The following is a 21502-nucleotide window of genomic DNA, read 5'->3' as shown; positions in this document are numbered from 1 at the left end:
CTAACCATTGCTTTTTTTTACTGCTATTCGTGAATTTAAAGCATTTTATCTATGTTTACAATTAAACAATTATATTATTTGACTTACTTCTATGGAACATAAATCTTTACCACAATTATCCGCCGAAGAATTAAGGGTATTGGGCTCCTTGTTGGAAAAATCCAAGACCACACCAGAATACTACCCTATGACCCTCAACGGATTACAGACTGCCTGTAATCAAAAAACATCCCGAAAACCAGTCGTTAATTACAGCGAATCTACTGTCATAGAAGCATTAGATGCTCTAAAAAAGAGGGGATTGATATCCACAGTTGTAGGTGGTGGCAGTAGGGTCACCAAATACAAGCACAATCTGGCAATCCAATTTCCACTTATACCTTCCGATTTGGCTATACTCTGCCTACTTATCCTCAGGGGCCCATTGACTCCTGGCGAAATCAACAGCAACTCCGGACGTCTGCACGAGTTTGAAGGCTTGGAAGATGTACAAGACCATTTGAACAGGCTCAGCGAGGGCGAAATTGTCTATACAAAGCAATTAGGCAAGCGTCCTGGACAAAAGGAAGTACGCTATGTGCACCTTTTGGGCGAAGTCAACGAAGAGGATTATGACACCCCTAGCTCCAATGAAGGAAATAGCGGTAGCAGAGTGCAGGAACTAGAGAGTAGAGTGGCTACCCTTGAAGAGCAGTTAGTCCAGCTCCGGGCTGAGTTTGACAGCCTTATGCAGGAACTCAGATAGTCGAGAAATGGCGTTCCAAAACAACTTTAGTGAATTTGCGGGAGAGACAAGCTAACCGAAATACAATGTCGATTAAAAAATTTCTTTTCATGTGGGTTCTTGCGCCTCAGTTTCTTTTTGCGCAGACCATTACACCACTTGTTACCGGCATCAACAGTAGCTTTAGAGGCCTTTCAATAGTATCCGATAGCGTTTTATGGGTCAGCGGTAGCAACGGTACTGTAGGTCGCTCTGAAGATGCAGGAAAAACATGGGCATGGATCAACCCTACAGGTTATGAGAAGTACGATTTTCGTGATATTGAAGCTTTTGACGAGCAACGCGCCATTGTCATGAGCGTAGGCTCCCCTGCCATTATACTGCAGACCCTTGATGCAGGCAAGAACTGGTCTGCAGTGTACACCAATGATCATCCTGACATTTTTCTAGATGGCCTATCATTCTGGGACGATCAAAACGGCATTGTATATGGTGACCCCATTCATCATGCTCTACAAATTTTGAAGACACAAGATGGTGGTATGTCCTGGCAGAACATCTCGGCAAACCAAACCTATCAAATGGCCGTGGGCGAAGCTAGTTTTGCAGCGAGTGGGACTACCGTCAAAACCATGAACAACGGTCAAGTATGGATAGCAACTGGTGGAACAGTATCCCACGTATACTACTCTGATGACTATGGTCAGAATTGGACTCGATCAGCATGCCCCATTGTCCAAGGCAAGCCATCTACTGGTGTTTTTTCCATTGATTTTTGGAATGAAAAGACGGGAATTGCAGTCGGAGGCGACTACCTACAGGACCAAATACACACTAACAATGTACTGTTGACCACCGATGCTGGACGCTCATGGCAATCACCTGCAACATCTGTCCATGGCTTTAAATCAAGCGTGATTTATGTGTCAGCTGACACAATATTGACCACCGGAACGTCTGGCACAGATATCTCCAATGATGGCGGACAGCATTGGACCAATATCGATACCAGTAGCTTCAATGTTATCCAAAAAGCAAAAAAAGGAAACGCCATCTACCTAACGGGAAGCAAAGGCAGTATTGCCAAGCTGCAGCTAAGATAAACAAACAAAGGAATAGCCAATGGAGTCATTGGCTATTCCTTTGGAGGCCGTTAAAAGACGTTATTTCTTCATAAACCCCATACCCAAGGCCGCTCCTGTCCCCAATACAGCGCCAGCCGCTACATCTGTAGGATAATGCACACCCAAATACATTCGGGAATATCCCACGCTTCCAGCCCACAGCATCGCCGGTGCGATGACATACCATTTAGGATAGGCACGGGACAAAGCCGTAGCCGTACTAAATGCAGCTGAGGTATGTCCCGATGGGAACGAATATGAACTCGGAGCAGCTAGGGCCACAAATTCCGGATATTTCTTAAAGGGACGAGATCTTTTAAAAATCTGTTTGAGACCAATATTCACAAGAGCTGTGACCGCCGTGCTACTAAAAATATATCCTGCATTCTGACGCATCTGCTTATCTCCATTGATAGCACCTGCCACAAATAATCCCGCAGGAATAGCAATCTGCATATAGTTATGCGTATCCGACAGGATCCTGAACGTCGTTGTCTGACCTGGGCTCCGATGCTCGGCTATGGACTCGAGAATACGGATATCAACAGTGCTTCCCGCTACCTCCTGCCCCTTTGCAGTCATAGAACTACCGCATAATAGAAACAAAATAAAACAATAAACTGTCAAACATCTATTCTTTACGCTCATATCGATAAATCTTAACTATATGTAAATTCGTATACGTAATCTAAACTGACAATCTTCTCATTTACAGCCTGTATGTGCTTTCGTCTACCCGAAATATCATACACCACCATCAAATGATTCCCTCGTTTTTCGAGTCCTTTTCTGGCTACGGTAACTTTTCGTTCCAAGAGCAACTCTTCAAAATCCTTCAGATGGTGGAGACCAATATCTTGGAAGGTGATGTAGATAGTCTTGGTAAAAAAGAAACTCGACAAGACCCGCTCAATCTTATGAAAAAATGCAAGAATGATAAACATGCAAGCAGTCAGAAAAAAGGCCAGCACAAACTCTCCCGTACCTATTACCATGCCGATGGCAGCCATAGACCAAATTACTGCAGCTGTAGTCAACCCCAGTACGGACACCTTTCCTTTGAATATAACCCCTGCCCCCAAAAAGCCAATACCGGTAACAATATTAGCCGCTATACGATCGTCCGAATTTTCGCCTAACATGGATACCATTGTAAATACGGTAGATCCAAAACAAATCAATACGACTGTCCTAAAGCCAGCCGACTTATTACGATACTCTCTTTCAAACCCAATTACGCAGCCACAAATAATGGACACGAATACGGCCTGAACACGTTCATCATCAAAGAATTCAAGAAACATAGTGATCTCTTAATAATTATTATTAATCAATGTAAGCGTATGTAATACCGTCTCCCCCTCTATCCGCATGTTCATCTTCAAACCGAGATACATGGCTGTATTTACGTAAGTATTCGCGGATGAATTTACGTAAAATTCCGTCACCTTTACCATGCACGATTTTCAAGTTCGGATACCCGATCATCACTGCACGATCCAAAATTGCCTCCAACTTTTGAAGGGCATCCTCCGTGCGCATACCACGCACATCCACCTCGGGACTAAAATCGGCACCAGATGGCGTATGACCACTACTCTTCTTAATGGCCTTCGACTTTTCCTTGCTTCTCAGCTTAACCACTTTTGCTCGCTTCACCACAGTTCTTAAGTCACCTAGTGCCAAGATGAGGTTATTGTTTTTAGCGACTTCTATTACTTCCGCTTCATTACCCGAATCTATAATCCGTACCCAATCTCCCACCTCAATGACAAGCTCTTCAGCTCCAGTTGCTACTATTGGAGCAGCTTGTTTGATCGGCTTCACACGATGCGCATCTGCAGCCTGTGTCAATTTACCGCGGATCTCTTTTGTTTTCTCTTTATCTGCCTTTACAGACTTAATGTCGGCAATTGTATTCTCAACGAGCTTATTCGCATCTTTTAAAATCTGTTGCGCCTCATCTTTGGCCTTCCGTAATATCTGCTTCTTGTTCTCATCAAGATAGGTCTGCAATTCTTCATATTCGGCCTTAAGCGAGATTAATTCGCGCTCACGCTTACCGATGGCAACTTTCGTATCCAAAACTTCCTTCTTATCCCTTTCCAGATCGACCAAGAGCGTATCTACTTTTTTCTGCTGCGTCCCTATTTTCTGTTTGGCCAGTTCTAGGATATCCTTTCGAAGACCTATCTTGTGAGCAATTTCAAAAGCATATGAACTCCCCGGCTTACCCACTTGCAAGATATACATCGGCCTCATCGCCTCATTATCAAATAGCATAGATGCATTCTCAAGACCTTCTGTATGACTCGCAAATACTTTTAGATTCGAATAGTGTGTCGTCACTACTCCCCTCACATGTTTTTTATTTAGCGTTTCCAGTACCGCTTCTGCCATAGGTCCACCAAAGAGCGGGTCGGTACCTGTTCCAAACTCATCTATCAAAATCAATGTACGCGCATTTGCAAACTCTGTAAAATATTTCATTTTAGAAAGATGTGCACTATAGGTACTCAAATCGCTCTCAATAGATTGATCGTCTCCAATATCGGCAAAAATTTGTTTGAATACTCCAACTTTTGAAGTAGCCTCAGCTGGAATCAACAAGCCCGATTGTACCATCAGCTGCAGAAGACCAACTGTTTTCATACAAACAGACTTTCCGCCTGCATTAGGTCCCGAAACAACAATCACCCGCTCATCTGCATTAATGTTAATATTGAGCGGTACTACCGTATGTTGCTCCTTTTTGGAATGCAAAAACAATAAAGGGTGCCGAGCATTGTGAAGTGAAATCTCCGCCTCTTTTGACAATTCTGGCATCTCCGCTTCAACATCTATCGCAAATAAAGCCTTTGCTCGAACAAAATCTAGTTTACTCAGTAAGCTGTGATAGGACAACAGCAACGGAATATGCGGTCTTAACATCGTCGTCAATTCCACCAAGATACGAATCACTTCGCGTCTTCTTTCAAACTCTAAATCCCTAATCTTATTATTTAAGTGAAAAACTTCTTCTGGCTCAATAAAAGCTGTTTGCCCTGTCGCAGATTCATCGTGGATAAGCCCTTTTAGTTTCCTTTTGTTTTCCGCCAGAATAGGAATGACAAGGCGTCCGTCCCGGATGGTCAGATTACCATCAGCAGTCCAGCCACTATTCTGCGCCTGTTTAAAAATGATGTCGATGCGTTTATGCGCTTCTTGCTCAGCTTTTAAAATCTGTTGGCTTAGATCCAACAAGAGCCTCGACGCGTTATTTTTCATTTTACCACGCTCATCTATCACCACCTCAATATCCTTTACGATTTTATTTTCAATCGGCAGATGTTCAAATAAGATTTCTAAATTAGGATACAAGCCCTCTCGCTCATTAAAATATCGGATTACAGCGTAGACTGTACGTAAAGACAACAACACGCGATAGAATTCCTCCTCTGCCAAAAAAGCTCCCTCTACCCTTGCCTTTTCTGCAAGTGGCCTGATTGGATATAAATGATCCACCGGTAAAGGAGCATCATTCTCCAATATATCCTTAAATTCGTTCGTTTGCCGTAAGAAACGATCTATTTGCTCCAGTTTGACCTGTGGCTGGATTTTATCCACCATTTCACGTCCCGGTTCACTTAGACACTTTTGTTTTATATATAGCTTAATCTCAGCAAAGCCGAGTTTATCACTTGCATTTTGGGGGTAAATCATTTCAAATATTAATCATTTAATCAACGGTTTACAAAGTTCAAACGCGCAATTATCGTATGACAGGCTTGAAACGCCGCCCGTCGGTCGGTATTATTTTTACGCTGCTCGTATCCTCTTTTACTTCTTCTCGACGTACTGCTTCTGCTGGTTGTGTCGACGGTACGGGGGTTGGTGTCAACGCTGGTGCGGGTGTCGGAATATAAAGAATACGTTCGGCGAGCGTGCCCAGTCCTGCATCACTCAAGAAATAGGTGGCAAACGACTTGTAATCCATTGTGGTACTATCCTTCTTCACATTCAAAATCAAATCTTTGGATTTTTGCGCCTGCATAATCAATCGGTTCACACGAGTTAGGCTATCCTGCACAATCACATTCCGAATGGAATCCAACCGATTATAATCCTTCTCTAGCTTTACTAACCGATCATTGACCTTACTATACACATCTGTCATCAATAAAGGATCTTCTGCATAGAATTTCATACTCTTATTGAAGGTAGCTGAGTCCGTATCGAAGGCTTCGAAAGTTTGCTCGTAATAGCCTCCCAACACCTTGCGCGCACTATCTACATTTAAGGTATTCAGATAGCCATCAATTAGATGTACTTCCACCAGAACATCCGTCATCTTTGCCTTCGACAAAACACCTTTTGGGATCCCATCGCTGCATGAAGACAATAGAAAAAACACTAAAAATATACAGAGTATTGAACGTTGCATTTCGTAATTTTGTACAAATTTACAAAAAGGCACTGAATATGGTGCTTTTCGAAATTTTATATCCTAGATTTGTACATATATGAGTATTGCAGTCAACATTGAGAAAATAAATCAAGAGATCGAACCACTAGGTATCACATTAGTCGCCATCTCCAAAACCAAACCCGTAGAAGATATTTTAGAGGCCTACAATGCTGGGCAACGTGTATTTGGCGAGAATATGGTGCAGGAACTTACGGACAAATACGAACAGCTTCCAAAAGATATCCAATGGCATTTGGTTGGTCACCTTCAGACGAATAAAGTCAAGTACATTGCCCCTTTCATCTCCATGATAGAATCAGTAGATTCTATCAAATTATTAAAAGAAATAAATAAACATGCCATTAAGCACAACCGTGTAATCGACTGTCTTTTACAAGTGTATATTGCGGAGGAATCTACAAAATTTGGCTTAGACCATATTGAACTAGTGGAATTGCTTAGAGATGAAGAATTCCTGACTTTAGATAATATTCGCATCAGAGGTTTAATGGGTATTGCGACAAATACTGAGAATGAAAAAGAGGTCAAAGAAGAGTTCTACGAATTGAAAATGCTTTTTGATGGCATTAAGGCAAGTTTTTTTCGAAAAGTAGATACTTTCGACACCCTTTCCATGGGTATGTCTTCAGATTACAAACTAGCTATTGAAAATGGAAGCACCATGATTCGTCTGGGAAGTACCGTATTTGGAAAACGTATCATCAAACATTTTAAAACAGACCAAAACCAATGAAAGAAGTCCTCATCCGAAAAGCCCAAAAGACAGATTGTATCCAAATGATGGATTTAATCCGTGAGCTTGCCCTCTTCGAAAAAGCTCCGAATGAGGTGACTGTAAGCTTGGCTGAGTTTGAGCTAGCTGGTTTTGGGCCTTCACCTGTATGGGCTGCTTTCGTGGCAGAGGTAGACGGCTTCATCATCGGAATGTCGTTATTTTACATCCGCTATTCAACCTGGAAAGGTCGGCGGTTATACCTCGAAGACTTAATCGTCACCGAAAAAATGCGAGGAACAGGTATTGGAAAGCAATTGTTAGACGAAACGATACGATACAGCCAATCACAGGGTTATTCTGGTATGATGTGGCAGGTCTTGGATTGGAATACCCCTGCCATTGAATTCTACAAAAAATATGGAGCTACATTTGATTCAGAATGGATCAATGTAACCGTGAATCATTAGTGAAGAGGATTATGGTGTTAGAAAAATCCAAATATGCAGCGGTATTGGGGATATGGATGACGATTGTAGCCTATAGTTGCCAATCGAATCCCAATAGTAGTAAACATGAGGCGCATCAGACATCTCGTGATACCCTCCCCTACAAAGTTGTCGATTTTTTTAAAAATAGTCCTTATTTCCTAGATAGCGAGCATGGTATAGATACCACCTATTTCTATGCTTCCTATCCCGACTTTGAGAACAAGAAAATTAATCAATTACTTCGGTCATCGATTCTTATTGATGGTGAAGACAGTATACAGCAAGCGGCAGATAGTTTTCTGTCCGGTTTTAATGAATTTGTCGAAGACTCATCGGATCCCACCTACCATACGGCCTGGTTCAGGGAAATCAGGACCAATATCCTGGTCAATCGCCCTAGCCTGCTGAGCATAGCAACAGAGATTGATGACTTCAGCGGTGGCGCCCATGGAAACCATGTCAAATTGATTGCAAATTTTGATTTGGTAAACGACAAAAAAATCGTGTTCAACGACCTCGTGAGTAGAGAAAAACAAAAAGAATTTATTAAAATTGCAGAAAAATACTTCCGAAAAATGGAACGCTTAGGTAATCACGAACGACTGGACGGAAAGTATTTCTTTGAAAATGGACAATATGCACTCGCTGAAAACTTTGGATTGGAACGGAATAATCTACTCTTTTACTACAATCCTTATGAAATCAAATCGTATGCAGAAGGAAGTACCTCCCTACGCATACCTTATGAAGCCATTGAGCATTTACTTACCGATTCAGGTAAGGTGTATGTCCAGCGTATAATTAGCAATCAACCCAAAACATAGTTATCATAAATGCAAGTATTCAAATTCGGGGGAGCTTCAGTAAGAGATGCGGAAAGTATTAAGAATGTGGCCTCAATCATTGCGAAATATCAAGACGAACCCTTACTCGTCGTTGTATCGGCAATTGGCAAGACTACAGATTTTTTAGAAAAGCTCACTAACACATTTTTCAAACAATCTGGCGACCCCTTTGAGCTACTCAACGAAGTCAAAAAAAGTCATTTTTCTATTTTGGAGCAGCTTTTTGAAGACCGATTTAATCCAATCTTTGACGACATTGCCAATTCGTTCGTAGAAATCGAATGGATTCTAGAAGAGTCCCCCCAAGATGGGTATGATTACCTATATGACCAAATCGTATCACTGGGAGAGCTACTTTCATCCAAAATCATCGCCGCCTATGCCGCTTCGGTCGGTGTATCCTCTCGATGGATAGATGCTCGGGATTTTATATTTACAGACAATACTTACCGAGAAGGCAAAGTAGACTGGGAGAAGACCGAGGAGAAAATCCGTGCCGAACTACCTATCTTACTTGACGACTACGTGCTTATCAGCCAAGGATTCATTGGATCTACGTCGGAAAACTTTACAACAACCTTAGGTCGAGAAGGCTCAGATTATTCGGCAGCTATATTTGCCTCTTGTCTCAATGCAGAGTCCGTTACCATTTGGAAAGACGTACCCGGTGTACTGAATGCAGACCCTAAGTGGTTTGAAAAAACCCAACTCATCCCTGAGCTTTCCTATACCGACGCAATCGAGTTGACCTACTATGGCGCCACGGTCATCCATCCGAAAACAATCAAACCGCTGCAAAACAAAAAAATCACCTTGAATGTCCGTTCTTTTCTAAATCCCGACCAAAAAGGGACCCAGATCAAAAGCACTAACCAGACATTACCTGTACCATCCTTCATTTTTAAGGTCAATCAGGTTTTTATCAATATATTGCCCCGTGATTTTTCATTTATTGTGGAAGACAACTTGAGCCATATCTTCAACCTATTTCACCAGCATCGTATCAAAATCAATATGATGCACAACAGTGCGATTCAATTTTCGGTTGCCGTCGACCAGACAGGTGACAACATTGCAGCGGTATTGGAAGAGCTGGAAAAACGCTATAAAGTGACGGTAGAATCTGGACTCGAATTGATTACCATTCGATACTATAATCAAGAGACCATAGACCGCGTCTTGGTCAACAAAGAAATCATCAAAGAGCTCAAAGATAGCTATACCTGTCAAATGCTCGTTAAAAATAAATAATTGAACAACAATATATTAAAGAGAGAAGTTCAACAATTTATTCAGGACAATATTCATGTCCCGCCCACGGGTATTGCCTTAAAAAAGAGCCCAATAGAAGGTATCACTAGTGCGGAGTTAGCCAATCAGATTGATGGGAAGCAGCGTGCCATCCATAAGCTTCCCACTTGGTATACGACCGACAACATTTACTTTCCTGACAAAATCAACCTCGAACAGTGTTCCTCCGAAAGAACAGCTTCATTCAAGAGCAAGCTGATTCCGCATGGGTCGCGGGTCGTTGATTTGACAGGTGGATTCGGTGTGGATGATTATTTTTTTTCCCGTGTAGCCCATCAAGTCACACATTGCGAACTCAACAGGAAACTTTCTCTCATCGTTAAACACAATTTTGAGGCTCTACACACCTTCAATATTACCTGCTTAGCAACAGATGGCGTCCAGTACCTCCGAGACCAAGAGAATGAGGTCGTAGATGTGATTTACGTCGACCCTTCTCGTAGGGTCAACAGTAAAAAAGTGTTCCTACTGGCGGATTGTGAGCCCAACATTGTGTCCCTCCAATCTCTGTTTTTTGAAAAATCCAGACTTGTTATCAGCAAAATTGCTCCTTTGCTCGACATCAGCCATGCACTATCTTCATTAGCCTTCGTCAAAGCTGTGTATGTCATCAGTGTAGACAATGACTGCAAAGAGCTACTCTTTGTACAGGAGCGCGATTATAGCGGTCCAGTCCATATCCACTGCATCAGATTATTTCAAGACCTTGAGCAACACTTCATCTTCTCATACGATGAAGAACGTAATACAACCAATAGCTACAGTATCCCACTCAACTATTTGTACGATCCGGACGTCTGCATCACAAAAGCTGGCGCTTTTAAGAGCTTAGGTGCCCGGTACACATTAGGTAAGCTCCATCAACACACTCACCTTTATACCTCTGCAGAATTGGCACCATCATTCCCAGGAAGAGTATTTCAAATACTGGAATGCCAGCGATACGCCGATTTTAAAAAATCAGACTATCCCGCCCAAGCCAATATTGTCGTCAAAAATTCAGGAGAAAAACCAGAGGCTATCCGTAAAAAATTCAAGATAAAAGACGGAGGAGATCTTTTTCTCTTCTTCACACAAGACCTCAACAATAATAATATTGTAATATCTGCATCCCGCATATACTAATCCTACATTCCCATTACAAATCTCTCTATTCAGAGCCGTATATTTAAATCTCGAGCACCCGATGGGCTTCTTGTCATCCTGTAATCAGGGGATTGATTCGCATGGTAAAGAAAAATAAAGAGGTTAAGGATTGGTCTATGATACATACGGCTAAAGCTGGCGGATGTATCCAGAGGAATCGATATAGGATAAAACAAATAATAACATAATAGATGAACAAAATCAAATTATCTGCTTTGGAGCTGGCACCGGTAAAGAAAGGTGGAAATCCTAGAGAAGCTATACAGCGGGTACTCACAGCCGCACAACACATTGAAAAATTAGGCTATGAGCGGTTGTGGCTCGCCGAGCATCATAATATGGAGTATATTGCCTGCTCAGCAACGGTTGTCCTAATTAGCCATGTTGCCGAGCATACTTCTACCCTACGCGTAGGGTCTGGTGGCATCATGCTTCCCAACCATGCTCCACTTGTGGTTGCCGAACAATTTGGCACGTTAGAAACCTTGTATCCTGGACGTATAGATTTAGGACTTGGTCGTGCTCCGGGCACAGATCAATCAACTGCCATGGCCCTGCGTCGAAACAACATCAATACCCAATTTTACTTTGCAGATGATGTCAAAGCCTTACAACAGTATTTCAGCCAAGACAATTATAGTTCCAAGGTCAGAGCCTTCCCTGCTGAAGGGTTAGAAGTCCCCCTTTGGATTTTGGGCTCCAGCACTGATAGCGCTTATCTAGCCGCTGAACTCGGTCTTCCCTATGCCTTTGCGTCACACTTTGCACCAGCGATGCTTCGCAATGCGCTAGAAATCTATCAAAACAACTTTAAGCCTTCGGCCCAATTGCAACAGCCCTATTCCTTGGCCTGTGTCAACGTAGTGGGAGCCGATACGACTGAAGAAGCCCAATATCTATCTTCCAGCTTGTACAATATGTTTGCTGGAATCATCACCAACACCAGGCGCCCCCTTTCCCCACCTACTGAACAGACAATCTATGCAGGTATTACAGAAATCGAGCAAGCCGTACAAAGCATGGTCTCCTGCACCTTTGTTGGGGACCAAGCCAAGCTAACCGAAGACTTGGCAGATTTTGCCAGACAATACAACCTCGATGAAATCATGACCACATCGTATATATACGACGACGACAAACGCTTGAAATCATATGAAATACTCGCACATGCTATAAATAATATAGCTTAGCAAACTCTAAAAGCTATTATTTGTTATCTTTATGAAGATTAATAATAGCTTTTTATGTACAAATATGTTGCCCTTATCGGTATCTCTACACTACTATACAGCTGTCAACCCAATGGCAACAAGGCAACTGCTAGCGCAGATTCCTTGCCACTACAAGCTGTGATGGATAACGCTGGAGAGACCACTCCTGTAGACAAGTCTGTCCTGGCAACCAATACCAAGTCACCAATAGAAGGACAAACCTTTCTTCTGGGAACCTATAGAGTATCCGATGAAGAGGTGGGCAAAATGGAATTTAAACAGGGCTGGCTAGACCTTAGAGCTGTAGATGGAAAATTTCAATTGGCAGCTCCGGACTACAACATTGTACAAGGCTTTGATGAATGTGCGGCCATGAAATCCGAGGCTATCATCTCCAACCATAATTCATTGCTTTACTTTCAAATCCCCAGCTTAAATGCCGGCGAAGTCAACTCTCTGAAAATCCCTAAGGACGAGGTCTTACCCAACCACCCCCTTACTTATACCTTTGAAGAAATAAATTATCAATTGCAAGCCGAAGGCAAGTTATCCGCAGAATCAAGCTCTCCTTCCTCGATTACAGACTACAAGCTCCATTTAAGTATCAATGGTGCACCTGTAGCCGTCTTGATTGACCAATCTCAGTTTAATGATACATTCATGAAGATTACATTTGTAGGAGACCTAGACAGAGATGGCAAATTGGATTTTGTTTTTTCCGTACCTCGTGACTATGAAGAAGAGCGAACTTTGGTGTTCTTGTCATCCACAGGGTATGATCAGATGTACGAAGCAAGTAGGCAATTTGATTGCTAGCGACTATCCGCTAGCAGAGGCATTCGAAAAACAACTATCACAATGAAAGAAATAATTCTTATAACTGGTGCTAACGGATTCATAGCAAACAATCTATCAAAAATATTAAAAGCACAATATGAGTTGCGTTACCTGACACGTCATGTCAAGAGAGATGGTGAATTCAAGTGGGATATTGCATCTGGCGAAGTGGATAGAAATGCCTTTGCCAATGTAAATCACATCATCCATTTATCTGGAGCAAGTATCTTTGATAAGCGATGGACCGACAAACAGAAGCAACTGTTACGAAGTAGTCGAATAGATGCTTCCCAACTCCTGCTGGATACTTTGCAATCGCTAGGCCAACGCATCAAAACCTTTATTTCAGGATCAGCAATGGGATATTACGGAATGACGACTTCCAAACACATCTTTCACGAACAAGACCCTCCTGGAGATGATTTCCTTGCCAATCTGACCAAGGATTGGGAGGCTAAGGCGGACTTATTTAATTCAACCAAAGTCGCGGACCGCGTAGTCAAGATCCGAACCTCTATCGTCCTAGCCCATGATGGGGGCTCACTCCCTTTATTGATTAAACTATCCAAGTACTACGCCAATCCCGTATTAGGTAGTGGCCAGCAGTATTTCCCTTGGATCCATATCGATGACCTTATACACATCTTCGAATACGCCTTACGGCAGCCCTCCGTTATAGGTGCTGTCAACGCTGCTGCTTCAGAACATATCACCAATAGACAATTCACCCATCGCTTAGCAAAGCATCTTCACAAAAAGGTCGTATTACCCGCTGTTCCGGCTCCCGTCATCAAGCTTGCGCTAGGCCAGCAGGCAGATATGATCCTAAACGGATCACGCATCTCCAACTCCAAGATTATGCAGTTGGGTTACCGATTCAAATTCCCGGTACTAGATGACGCACTACACGATATCCTCTCTTAGCTTTACTCGTCACTGTCCTCAGCGAGCAGCAAACTATGCTGTGTCGCCGTAAATAAGTTCCGAAAGACAATATTTAAAATATGGTCACGCTGTGCGGCCATTATCCCACAAAATGGATAGAGAGCAATTACTTTGTTTTTGATAAAAGAGACCATCCGTCGACTATTCTTGGCAATCCGAGTATATACATCCTTATTGTCCACCCCTTTCAGAAGGTTATCCCAAGAGAGGGCTATATCGGTATACACCTCTTCTCGCATCTTTTGAAAATCGGTCATTACTCCACTCGATAGTTGCATTAGATAATCACCATAGGTAGCTTGCCACTTTGCCGACGATGCCTTCTTATGGAATATATTTGTCACCAAATCTAGGAACCGACTAAACATACCCATATAGTTGGCTAGCAGTGTAACCTCCGCAAAAGGCATAAAAGGATACTGGTAGAGTATTTCCTTGCGTGTAGCACAATCCGGACGAAGGCTATATATTTGGTTCTGGGGCACGAATACATTATCCATCATAAAGCTATGACTAGCTGTACTTTCAAGACCAAATGTACACCAATCCTTTATTATATGAACTTCCTTACTGTCCACGAATATAGTGATGTACACAGGGTTGTCCACTCCATCCACTAGCGGTCCATTGGCATCAAACACTTGGACATTAGCCGTGAAATGGGTAAGATGAAGTGCCCCTGTGGCATACCTCCACTGTCCACTTACTAAATATCCACCCTCCACAATTGTCGCCTGCCCATTAAGCATACCGCTCCCTCCTAAGCACACACGCTCGTCTTTAAAGACTTCGTCTCCCTTCTCCCTATCAATAAACCCCACGAATAGATTTGCTCCCGCACACAAAGTCACTGTCCAGCCTAGACTGCCGTCCAAATAGGCCAAGTTCTCTAAAAATCTTACACCTTCTATCAATGTCAACTCTTCACCGCCCAATTCTTTAGGCACCCAAAGCTTAAACCATTTTCTACGATAAGATAAAGTTAATTGCTCATCCGTAAGACATTGTTTTTCAATAGATATAAATACATTACTCTCTACTATATCTTTATCTATTTTATTCATTAGCATAACCGAGTTTTGTTTTAATATTCATCAGTCTTCTCCAGTTGAAATATCCCAAGAAAGCAATTATAAACAAATAGGATGTCAATATCGCGTACAACAACAACCCCTTATGATAATACAAGGGAATGGCAAACAAATTCGATATATTTAAGAGAATCCAATTCTCAATCTTTCGTTTGGCCAATAACCACATACCCGCCCAAGCTGTAGCCGACACCCAAGCATCCCATACTGGAACGTCAGAATCAGTTAGATGCGTCAAGACGCAATAGAAAGTAGCAAATGCAATTGCCACAATAGCGAGCACAACCATCCAATCCTGCTGTGTGCAGCTGCTGATTGCCTTCTGCGAGGCTGTCCTATTTGCCGTCCAATACCACCAACCGTATATGCTCATCACCAGATAATACATATTCAATGCAATCTCTGCATAGAGCTTAGCCTCATACAGGACAATCATGGTCGCCACGATACTGACGATTCCGAATAAGTAATTGGATACTTTATTATTCTTGGACAGCATGACTTGGGTAACTCCCGCGGTCACCCCTAGCCATTGTAAAAAAGAAGTTTGGACAATCTGTTGATAGAGATCTTTCCATAAGGCAATCATTTCCATATCTAAGGAGTATATCTAAAAATACACACCTATGGATTCGGCTATTTAAAACAATATATTTCGAAATTAAAATCCCTACGCCGGCATTATCCGGATCAGGTATATACCCAAGCTTCCGGGTTTGGAAAGCTTGGGTATTGGGTATAATCTCAGCCTGTTTTGCGGCAACAGTTATGCAACTACCACCTTCAGCACCCCATAAGTATTTTTTTTTATTTGGTGTAATCCAATTTCAAAGCCGTATGTGTACGACGACGAGTAGCATCACATAAAACAGGGTCATCGGCAAGAGCTTTCCCCCATGTTGGGATCATTTCTCTTAACTTCGTCCGGTATCCATCTGTCTTTGCACGTTCGGGGAAGCATTTTTTCAACAGCTCCACCATAATTTTAACAGAAGTCGACGCTCCCGGGGAAGCACCCAAAAGAGCAGCTAACGAACCGTCCGAACTAGCGACAACTTCCGTTCCGAATTCCAATACGCCACCGTGCTTCTTGTCCTTCTTTATCACTTGTACCCGCTGCCCGGCAATCTCCAATTCCCAATCCTCCTGTTTAGCATTCGGCATATACTCTTTAAGTGACTCCAATTTGTCTTTAGGACTTTTCATGACTTCTGTAATTAGATATTTCGTCAAGTCCATGTTATCCCATCCTGCTGCAAGCATTGGACGGATATTGCTAAGTTTGATAGACGCTGGTAAATCAAAAAATGAGCCCTTTTTCAAGAATTTGGTAGAGAAGCCTGCATATGGTCCGAATAAAAGTGCTTGTTTTCCGTCAATATAACGAGTATCCAAATGCGGCACCGACATTGGAGGAGCGCCTACAGAAGCTTTACCATACACCTTTGCATGATGTCTCGCAATCACTTCCTCATTTGTACAACGCAACCATTGCCCGCCTACGGGGAAGCCACCGTAACCTTTGGCCTCGGGGATTCCAGATTTTTCTAGTAAGAGTAGGGAATGCCCCCCAGCACCAATAAATACAAATTTGGCTTTTAAATCTCTCTTTTTACCTGTATTAAGGTCTTTGACTTCTATCTCCCACCTACCATCATCCTCACGTTCTATGTCTTTCACCTCATGCTCTAAGCATAAAGCAAAATTATCCTTTTTAACCAAGTGATCGATCAAATCACGTGTCAACGCCCCAAAATTCACATCGGTTCCGATATCCATCTTCGTAGCGGCAATTTTCTCGTTTTCATCCCTTCCCTCCATTACCAACGGAACCCAATTTTGAAGCACCTCTTTGTCTTCAGAATACTCCATCCCTTTGAATAGTGTATTTTCTGTCATTGTCGTGAAGCGTGTTTTGAGAAAATTGACATTTTCCTCTCCAAAGACACAGCTCATGTGAGGGATGCTTTTGATAAAGTTAGCCGGATCTCTTACAATCTCCTTTTCGACAAGATAAGTCCAAAATTGTTTCGAAATCTCAAATGATTCAGCAATGCTGATTGCTTTCTTAATATCGACACTTCCGTCCGCCTTCTGAGGTGTATAGTTAAGTTCACATAATGCAGAGTGACCTGTACCGGCATTATTCCAAGCATCCGAACTCTCCGCCGCGACCAAATCCAACCGCTCGAACATCTCAATCTTAACATGTGGGTTTAATTCATTTATCAATGTACCCAAAGTAGCGCTCATAATTCCTGCGCCTATTAATACGACGTCAACGTCTTCGTAATTCTTTTTGCTTTTACCCATGTCTTTGTGATTGTTGCAAATTTACTATACAATTTGATTTATTACCAATGCTTTTGTCAAATTTCTTTCATTAATCTACATTTTTATCAAAAACGGCCCTTTTCTTTTTTGAGAATGACAACCGACAAATATTCAGGAGCATATCTACGACACTTCCCATAATATTGTAAACTTTCTTAGGGCAAAAATTGGTAATATACAAGGATTTTTAACACTTTTGTGGTCAATCTGTAAATTTACAACTTTAGGATACGGATGTAGGAGCGATATCATCCTAGTCTTAACTTTACTTAAGCATAGAGAAGAATCGATTCTGACAATCACATTTAGCAACAAATAAATCACATATGAGCCCGACCGAAATAAGTCAAGGTCCGTCTCGTCAACCCTTTTAAAAGAATATAGATGAAATTATTGGAAGGAAAAACAGCTCTAGTCACGGGAGCATCCAAAGGTATAGGACGAAAAATAGCAGAAGTATTTGCGCAAAATGGTGCAAATGTTGCTTTCACCTACCTATCTTCCGTGGAGAAAGGTCAAGCACTTGAACAAGAGCTACAAGCTTTCGGCACAACTGTAAAAGGTTATCGTTCCGACGCTTCTAAATTTGCAGAAGCTGAACAACTGATCAATGATATTGTTAATGACTTCGGCACTATTGATATTGTGGTCAACAATGCGGGAATTACCAAAGACGGACTTTTGATGCGTATGACTGAGGAGAATTGGGACGATGTTATCAACGTCAACCTTAAATCTGTATTCAACGTTACCAAAGCGGCCTCCAAAATAATGATGAAAAACCGCAAGGGATCCTTTATCAATATGTCATCTGTAGTGGGCGTACAAGGTAATGCTGGCCAAGCCAATTATGCAGCTTCCAAATCGGGCATCATTGGCTTCTCAAAATCTGTTGCAAAAGAATTAGGCTCCAGAAATATAAGAGCCAATGTGGTCGCTCCGGGTTTCATTCGGACCGAGATGACAGAAGTTTTAGACCCTAAAGTGGTGGCAGGCTGGGAAGCTGGAATTCCTCTTAAGCGTGCTGGAGAAGCAGAGGACGTTGCCAATGCTTGTCTCTTCTTGGCTTCCGATCTTTCAGCTTACATCACTGGCCAAGTAATACCAGTAGACGGCGGAATGCTGTAGTCAGCCGCTCAGACGACTATGTATACAAGCAGGTCCTCCTCTTTACTAGATAAGGACCTGCTTTTTTTCCAAATCGCTATCAAGTTGCCCCCCATTTCCAATCGCTTACACCACATTATCGTATTTTTTTAAGAAGCGATAGTTGCACAAAAAAATCGACCACGACCTTGTACAAATATGCGGACTACAACATTTTTCATATAAATTTGCTTTTCTGTAGAAGCTTTCCTTTATTTGTACTTCCTCTTCGGGATGTAGCGTAGCCCGGTATCGCGCCAGCATGGGGTGCTGGAGGTCGTCGGTTCAAATCCGGCCATCCCGACCATTTAAACCCACACCGTATTGATTGTATCCATTTTATGTTCACAACGGCAACAAAAAGGATTCAATTAACCCCATAAAAATTCTTTTTCAACTCATCTCCAGCCTACATATTCAGACGGTCCAGCTCTATTTTTGTACTGTTGTCACATAATAATACAGTTTTGCAGTAACGGTATCTTCATCCGGTATTGGCGCAACATGTTCAAGTTGTTCGGTGGCACTCAATATTTCAAACCCATCAAAGCTGGCATCGATACCATTCTTCACTTCCTGTTCTTTCACGGAATCCTCCATTGAAAGCCCACGCTCATGAAAATATGGATATTCCGCCGCATCCACGATTGATCTTGGAACAGTCAATAATACATGTATTCGTTCTATTTTTGTCTTCATGTCGCTAATATATTCAAATCCTCATTTATTTTTTTCATCGCTCTATTTCGCATCCATATTTTCCTCATCAATCTCACAAGCCAACTCCTTTTCAATGTGCTGACCTGCATGCATTTCAGACTTTTCCCCTCCTCTCTTCTACCAAATGTGTGCTTCCAGGCATAACCTAAGTCTCCCTGACAGCCCCATGTGAGGTTATTTAATCTCCCGAGTATACATGGCTCAACCATTCGAACAAATGGCTATATGGCGACAATGATTTCCCTACTGTAATTTGTTCAGTGGCCATAAGTTTTTCAAAAAATGCTCCTATCTGCTCGTCATCTCTATTGCTGAATACCAGCAATTTGATTTTAGCTTCAGGCACCACGTACACGATATTGCGAAAGCCTGTAGTCTCTCCCGAATGAAAAAGGCACATCCCTCCCACACTATCCCAACTCAAAAACCATCCCATACTGTAGTATATTCCATCCCTCACCCATACTTTGTTAGCCAAAATGGCATCTAGGTAAGATTTATTCTTTGAGGATGCTATCACACACGAATCCAACCATTTCGCAAATTCTTCCGTAGATATGTAAACCCCGCCATCCCCTTTAGTCGCACTGGTGAGGCTTTGATCGGCAAATACATATTTGCCCTCACGAGGATGATATCCAAATACTCGATTCGGGATAACTCGCTTAGGGGCAAAGACACATGCGTTGACCAGTCCCGCTCGCTTAAACATAGATTGTTCGACATAGGTCGGATAAGATTGTCCTGCAATACGCTCTACAATCAGCGCTAATAAACAATATCCCGTATTGCTATATCGAAATTGCTGTCCAGGTCTAAAATAAGTCTCCTCCTTTCCTCTGATGATAGCCAAGATATCACTGTCCAGCAGCTGTTCGGATTGACCTTTTGGCATTAGGGTTTCATAGTCCCATATTCCAGAAGTATGCTGTAGCAATTGTCCCACCGTAATGCGTTGGATTGCCTTTGGCAGACCATCAAAGAGATCGCCAATCGCTGTGATGGACGATAGCTTCCCTTCCTCCATCAATTGAAAGATGGCACGAGCAGTGAATTGTTTACTAACTGACGCCATCCTAAATTGAGATTGCGATGAAATAGAAGTCTTTCGTTCGAGATCCGCCAGACCACTATTGGCATAGTGGCCCACAGTCTGTCCCGTTGCTACTAGCACGGCCACCCCAGGACCATTTTTATCTGGATATTCAGCAGCGACAAAGGATTTTAATGCCGTCGTTCCCTCCTGACTAAAAGCCTGGCCCGAAATCATCCCCATCACCACCATTGCACATATACTTTTTACTAGTATAAACAGATACCTATTGACCGGTTGAATTTGTGACATCTTCTATGTAAATATTAATCCGTATATCAGGAAGCATCCGAAAGGGATGTCCTGTTTCTACTGAAGGAGTAAATCAAATAAAAAAGTGTTGGAAGTATAAAAACACTACCGATCAACAGTGCCCAGCCCAGCGAATTGATGGCAGCTTCGGCTCCAGAATGATCGATGAGCGACAAATGGGCCCCATTCTTCAACAATATCAAATCGGGGTAATGTTGATATGTCGCCGCAAATAGGATCATGACCACCTGAAATCCAGCAAGTATCCGCATGGCGGCAATCGATTTCTTTTTAAACGCCACAAACAGCCAAATCACCGAAAGTGATGCCAATACAATGGCCAACTGCCCCCAAATATCTCCGAGTACCCAATCCAGTAACGGGATATGCGAGTAGTGGGCGGCTACAAAAACACTTAGACCACAGGCCATCACTACGAATACAAACAACTTGGCCAAGCGCACCATCAGGATTTGCTCTTCCATATTCGCAATCTGCCCGATTGCAAATATGGAAGCCAAATAGCCACATATCGCTACCGTAAAAAATCCGACAGCCACCCCAAACCAGTTAAACCAACTGCCCACATAGGCGGTATAGAAATCAGCAGCTTCGACGTCAATACGTCCCGATACCGTAGCTGCTGCGATAATACCTAGAAAGAACGGTGTAATCAAGCTCGATACAGTAAATATTCGAAAATAAACACCTTGCATCGCATCATCCACGGCATCATAATTACGAAAAGCAAAAGCCGTACCTCTAGCAATAATTCCCATCAACATCATTAGTAGAGGAAGGTGCATATACGTTGACATAGTCGTATATATTTCTGGAAAACCAACAAAAAGAATAACGATAGCAATGATCAACCACATGTGGTTGGCCTCCCACACAGGTCCTATCGCTTTATACATGATGCTCCTAACACGTGGACGTGCAGATCGTTTGGTCACAAGCTCGACAATACCGGCACCAAAATCTGCACCTCCCAGAATGAGGTACAAGCAGATTGCAGCCCATAGATACGCAATAACAACATATAACATAGT

The 21502-nt window shown here is 42.4% G+C and carries 21 protein-coding genes and 1 tRNA gene; 12 read left to right on the top strand and 10 right to left on the bottom strand.

What is annotated here, in order from left to right; translation table 11 throughout:
* Positions 1-91: 91 nt before the first annotated feature.
* Positions 92-745, top strand: coding sequence for a YceH family protein (locus OQ289_RS09545; protein ID WP_270090503.1), 654 nt, complete (start codon positions 92-94; stop codon positions 743-745).
* Positions 746-834: 89 nt separating this feature from the next.
* Complete coding sequence (locus tag OQ289_RS09540; RefSeq protein ID WP_270090502.1) at positions 835-1827, top strand: WD40/YVTN/BNR-like repeat-containing protein; 993 nt, start codon at positions 835-837, stop codon at positions 1825-1827.
* 60 nt (positions 1828-1887) lie between these two features.
* On the opposite strand, the gene OQ289_RS09535 is transcribed toward OQ289_RS09540, so the two are convergent.
* The 4 genes from OQ289_RS09535 to OQ289_RS09520 all read right to left on the bottom strand — a co-directional run bounded on the left by OQ289_RS09535 (position 1888) and on the right by OQ289_RS09520 (position 6271).
* Positions 1888-2430, bottom strand: coding sequence for a phosphatase PAP2 family protein (locus OQ289_RS09535; protein WP_270090501.1), 543 nt, complete (start codon positions 2428-2430; stop codon positions 1888-1890).
* 77 nt (positions 2431-2507) lie between these two features.
* Positions 2508-3152: an MgtC/SapB family protein gene (locus OQ289_RS09530; RefSeq protein WP_270090500.1), complete on the bottom strand. Its 645-nt coding sequence runs from the start codon at positions 3150-3152 to the stop codon at positions 2508-2510.
* A 22-nt stretch (positions 3153-3174) separates the two neighbouring features.
* Positions 3175-5550 (bottom strand): endonuclease MutS2, encoded by a 2376-nt coding sequence (locus OQ289_RS09525; RefSeq protein ID WP_270090498.1) that lies wholly within the window; start codon positions 5548-5550, stop codon positions 3175-3177.
* A 49-nt stretch (positions 5551-5599) separates the two neighbouring features.
* Complete coding sequence (locus tag OQ289_RS09520; RefSeq protein WP_270090497.1) at positions 5600-6271, bottom strand: DUF4296 domain-containing protein; 672 nt, start codon at positions 6269-6271, stop codon at positions 5600-5602.
* A gap of 79 nt (positions 6272-6350) precedes the next feature.
* Here OQ289_RS09520 and OQ289_RS09515 point away from each other — a divergent pair, with 79 nt between their 5' ends.
* The 8 genes from OQ289_RS09515 to OQ289_RS09480 all read left to right on the top strand — a co-directional run bounded on the left by OQ289_RS09515 (position 6351) and on the right by OQ289_RS09480 (position 13793).
* Entirely contained in the window at positions 6351-7049 is a 699-nt protein-coding gene (locus OQ289_RS09515) for a YggS family pyridoxal phosphate-dependent enzyme (RefSeq protein WP_270090496.1), read from the top strand.
* Positions 7046-7498 (top strand): GNAT family N-acetyltransferase, encoded by a 453-nt coding sequence (locus OQ289_RS09510; protein WP_270090495.1) that lies wholly within the window; start codon positions 7046-7048, stop codon positions 7496-7498. Before OQ289_RS09515 ends, OQ289_RS09510 begins: the two co-directional genes overlap by 4 nt.
* Before the next feature lie 11 nt (positions 7499-7509).
* Positions 7510-8343: a DUF3298 and DUF4163 domain-containing protein gene (locus tag OQ289_RS09505; RefSeq protein ID WP_270090494.1), complete on the top strand. Its 834-nt coding sequence runs from the start codon at positions 7510-7512 to the stop codon at positions 8341-8343.
* Between the two features lie 9 nt (positions 8344-8352).
* Positions 8353-9615 (top strand): aspartate kinase, encoded by a 1263-nt coding sequence (locus tag OQ289_RS09500; RefSeq protein ID WP_270090493.1) that lies wholly within the window; start codon positions 8353-8355, stop codon positions 9613-9615.
* The gene (locus OQ289_RS09495; RefSeq protein WP_270090491.1) at positions 9616-10800 is read left to right on the top strand and encodes a class I SAM-dependent methyltransferase; all 1185 of its coding nucleotides are present in this window, start codon (positions 9616-9618) and stop codon (positions 10798-10800) included.
* A gap of 212 nt (positions 10801-11012) precedes the next feature.
* On the top strand, positions 11013-12011 hold the full coding sequence (locus OQ289_RS09490; RefSeq protein WP_270090490.1) for an LLM class flavin-dependent oxidoreductase: 999 nt from the start codon (positions 11013-11015) through the stop codon (positions 12009-12011).
* 54 nt (positions 12012-12065) lie between these two features.
* Entirely contained in the window at positions 12066-12848 is a 783-nt protein-coding gene (locus tag OQ289_RS09485; protein ID WP_270090489.1) for a hypothetical protein, read from the top strand.
* A gap of 42 nt (positions 12849-12890) precedes the next feature.
* Positions 12891-13793 (top strand): TIGR01777 family oxidoreductase, encoded by a 903-nt coding sequence (locus OQ289_RS09480; RefSeq protein WP_270090488.1) that lies wholly within the window; start codon positions 12891-12893, stop codon positions 13791-13793.
* A gap of 2 nt (positions 13794-13795) precedes the next feature.
* Here the strand turns inward: OQ289_RS09480 and OQ289_RS09475 are convergent, their stop codons facing one another.
* The 3 genes from OQ289_RS09475 to OQ289_RS09465 form a co-directional block, all read right to left on the bottom strand.
* Positions 13796-14878, bottom strand: a complete 1083-nt coding sequence (locus tag OQ289_RS09475; RefSeq protein ID WP_270090487.1) for an acyl-CoA dehydrogenase — start codon at positions 14876-14878, stop codon at positions 13796-13798.
* The gene (pnuC, locus tag OQ289_RS09470; RefSeq protein ID WP_270090486.1) at positions 14871-15500 is read right to left on the bottom strand and encodes a nicotinamide riboside transporter PnuC; all 630 of its coding nucleotides are present in this window, start codon (positions 15498-15500) and stop codon (positions 14871-14873) included. The genes OQ289_RS09475 and pnuC overlap by 8 nt, the downstream gene beginning before the upstream one ends.
* Positions 15501-15712: 212 nt before the next feature.
* Positions 15713-17218, bottom strand: coding sequence for a malate:quinone oxidoreductase (locus tag OQ289_RS09465; protein WP_270090485.1), 1506 nt, complete (start codon positions 17216-17218; stop codon positions 15713-15715).
* Positions 17219-17623: 405 nt separating this feature from the next.
* Here OQ289_RS09465 and fabG point away from each other — a divergent pair, with 405 nt between their 5' ends.
* Both fabG and OQ289_RS09455 read left to right on the top strand, forming a co-directional pair.
* Positions 17624-18367, top strand: coding sequence for a 3-oxoacyl-[acyl-carrier-protein] reductase (gene fabG / locus OQ289_RS09460; RefSeq protein WP_270090484.1), 744 nt, complete (start codon positions 17624-17626; stop codon positions 18365-18367).
* A gap of 248 nt (positions 18368-18615) precedes the next feature.
* Positions 18616-18692: transfer RNA gene (locus OQ289_RS09455), tRNA-Pro, on the top strand.
* 125 nt (positions 18693-18817) lie between these two features.
* Here the strand turns inward: OQ289_RS09455 and OQ289_RS09450 are convergent.
* The 3 genes from OQ289_RS09450 to OQ289_RS09440 all read right to left on the bottom strand — a co-directional run bounded on the left by OQ289_RS09450 (position 18818) and on the right by OQ289_RS09440 (position 21499).
* Entirely contained in the window at positions 18818-19084 is a 267-nt protein-coding gene (locus tag OQ289_RS09450; RefSeq protein WP_270090483.1) for a hypothetical protein, read from the bottom strand.
* Positions 19085-19283: 199 nt separating this feature from the next.
* Positions 19284-20450, bottom strand: coding sequence for a serine hydrolase domain-containing protein (locus tag OQ289_RS09445; protein ID WP_270090482.1), 1167 nt, complete (start codon positions 20448-20450; stop codon positions 19284-19286).
* Positions 20451-20476: 26 nt separating this feature from the next.
* The gene (locus OQ289_RS09440) at positions 20477-21499 is read right to left on the bottom strand and encodes a cytochrome d ubiquinol oxidase subunit II (RefSeq protein ID WP_270090481.1); all 1023 of its coding nucleotides are present in this window, start codon (positions 21497-21499) and stop codon (positions 20477-20479) included.
* Positions 21500-21502 lie beyond the last annotated feature (3 nt).

This window comes from Sphingobacterium sp. SYP-B4668 (assembly GCF_027627455.1).
Taxonomy (GTDB): Bacteria; Bacteroidota; Bacteroidia; order Sphingobacteriales; family Sphingobacteriaceae; genus Sphingobacterium.
Note: the sequence above shows the minus strand (reverse complement) of the source record. Positions and strands in the feature narration are given on the sequence as shown.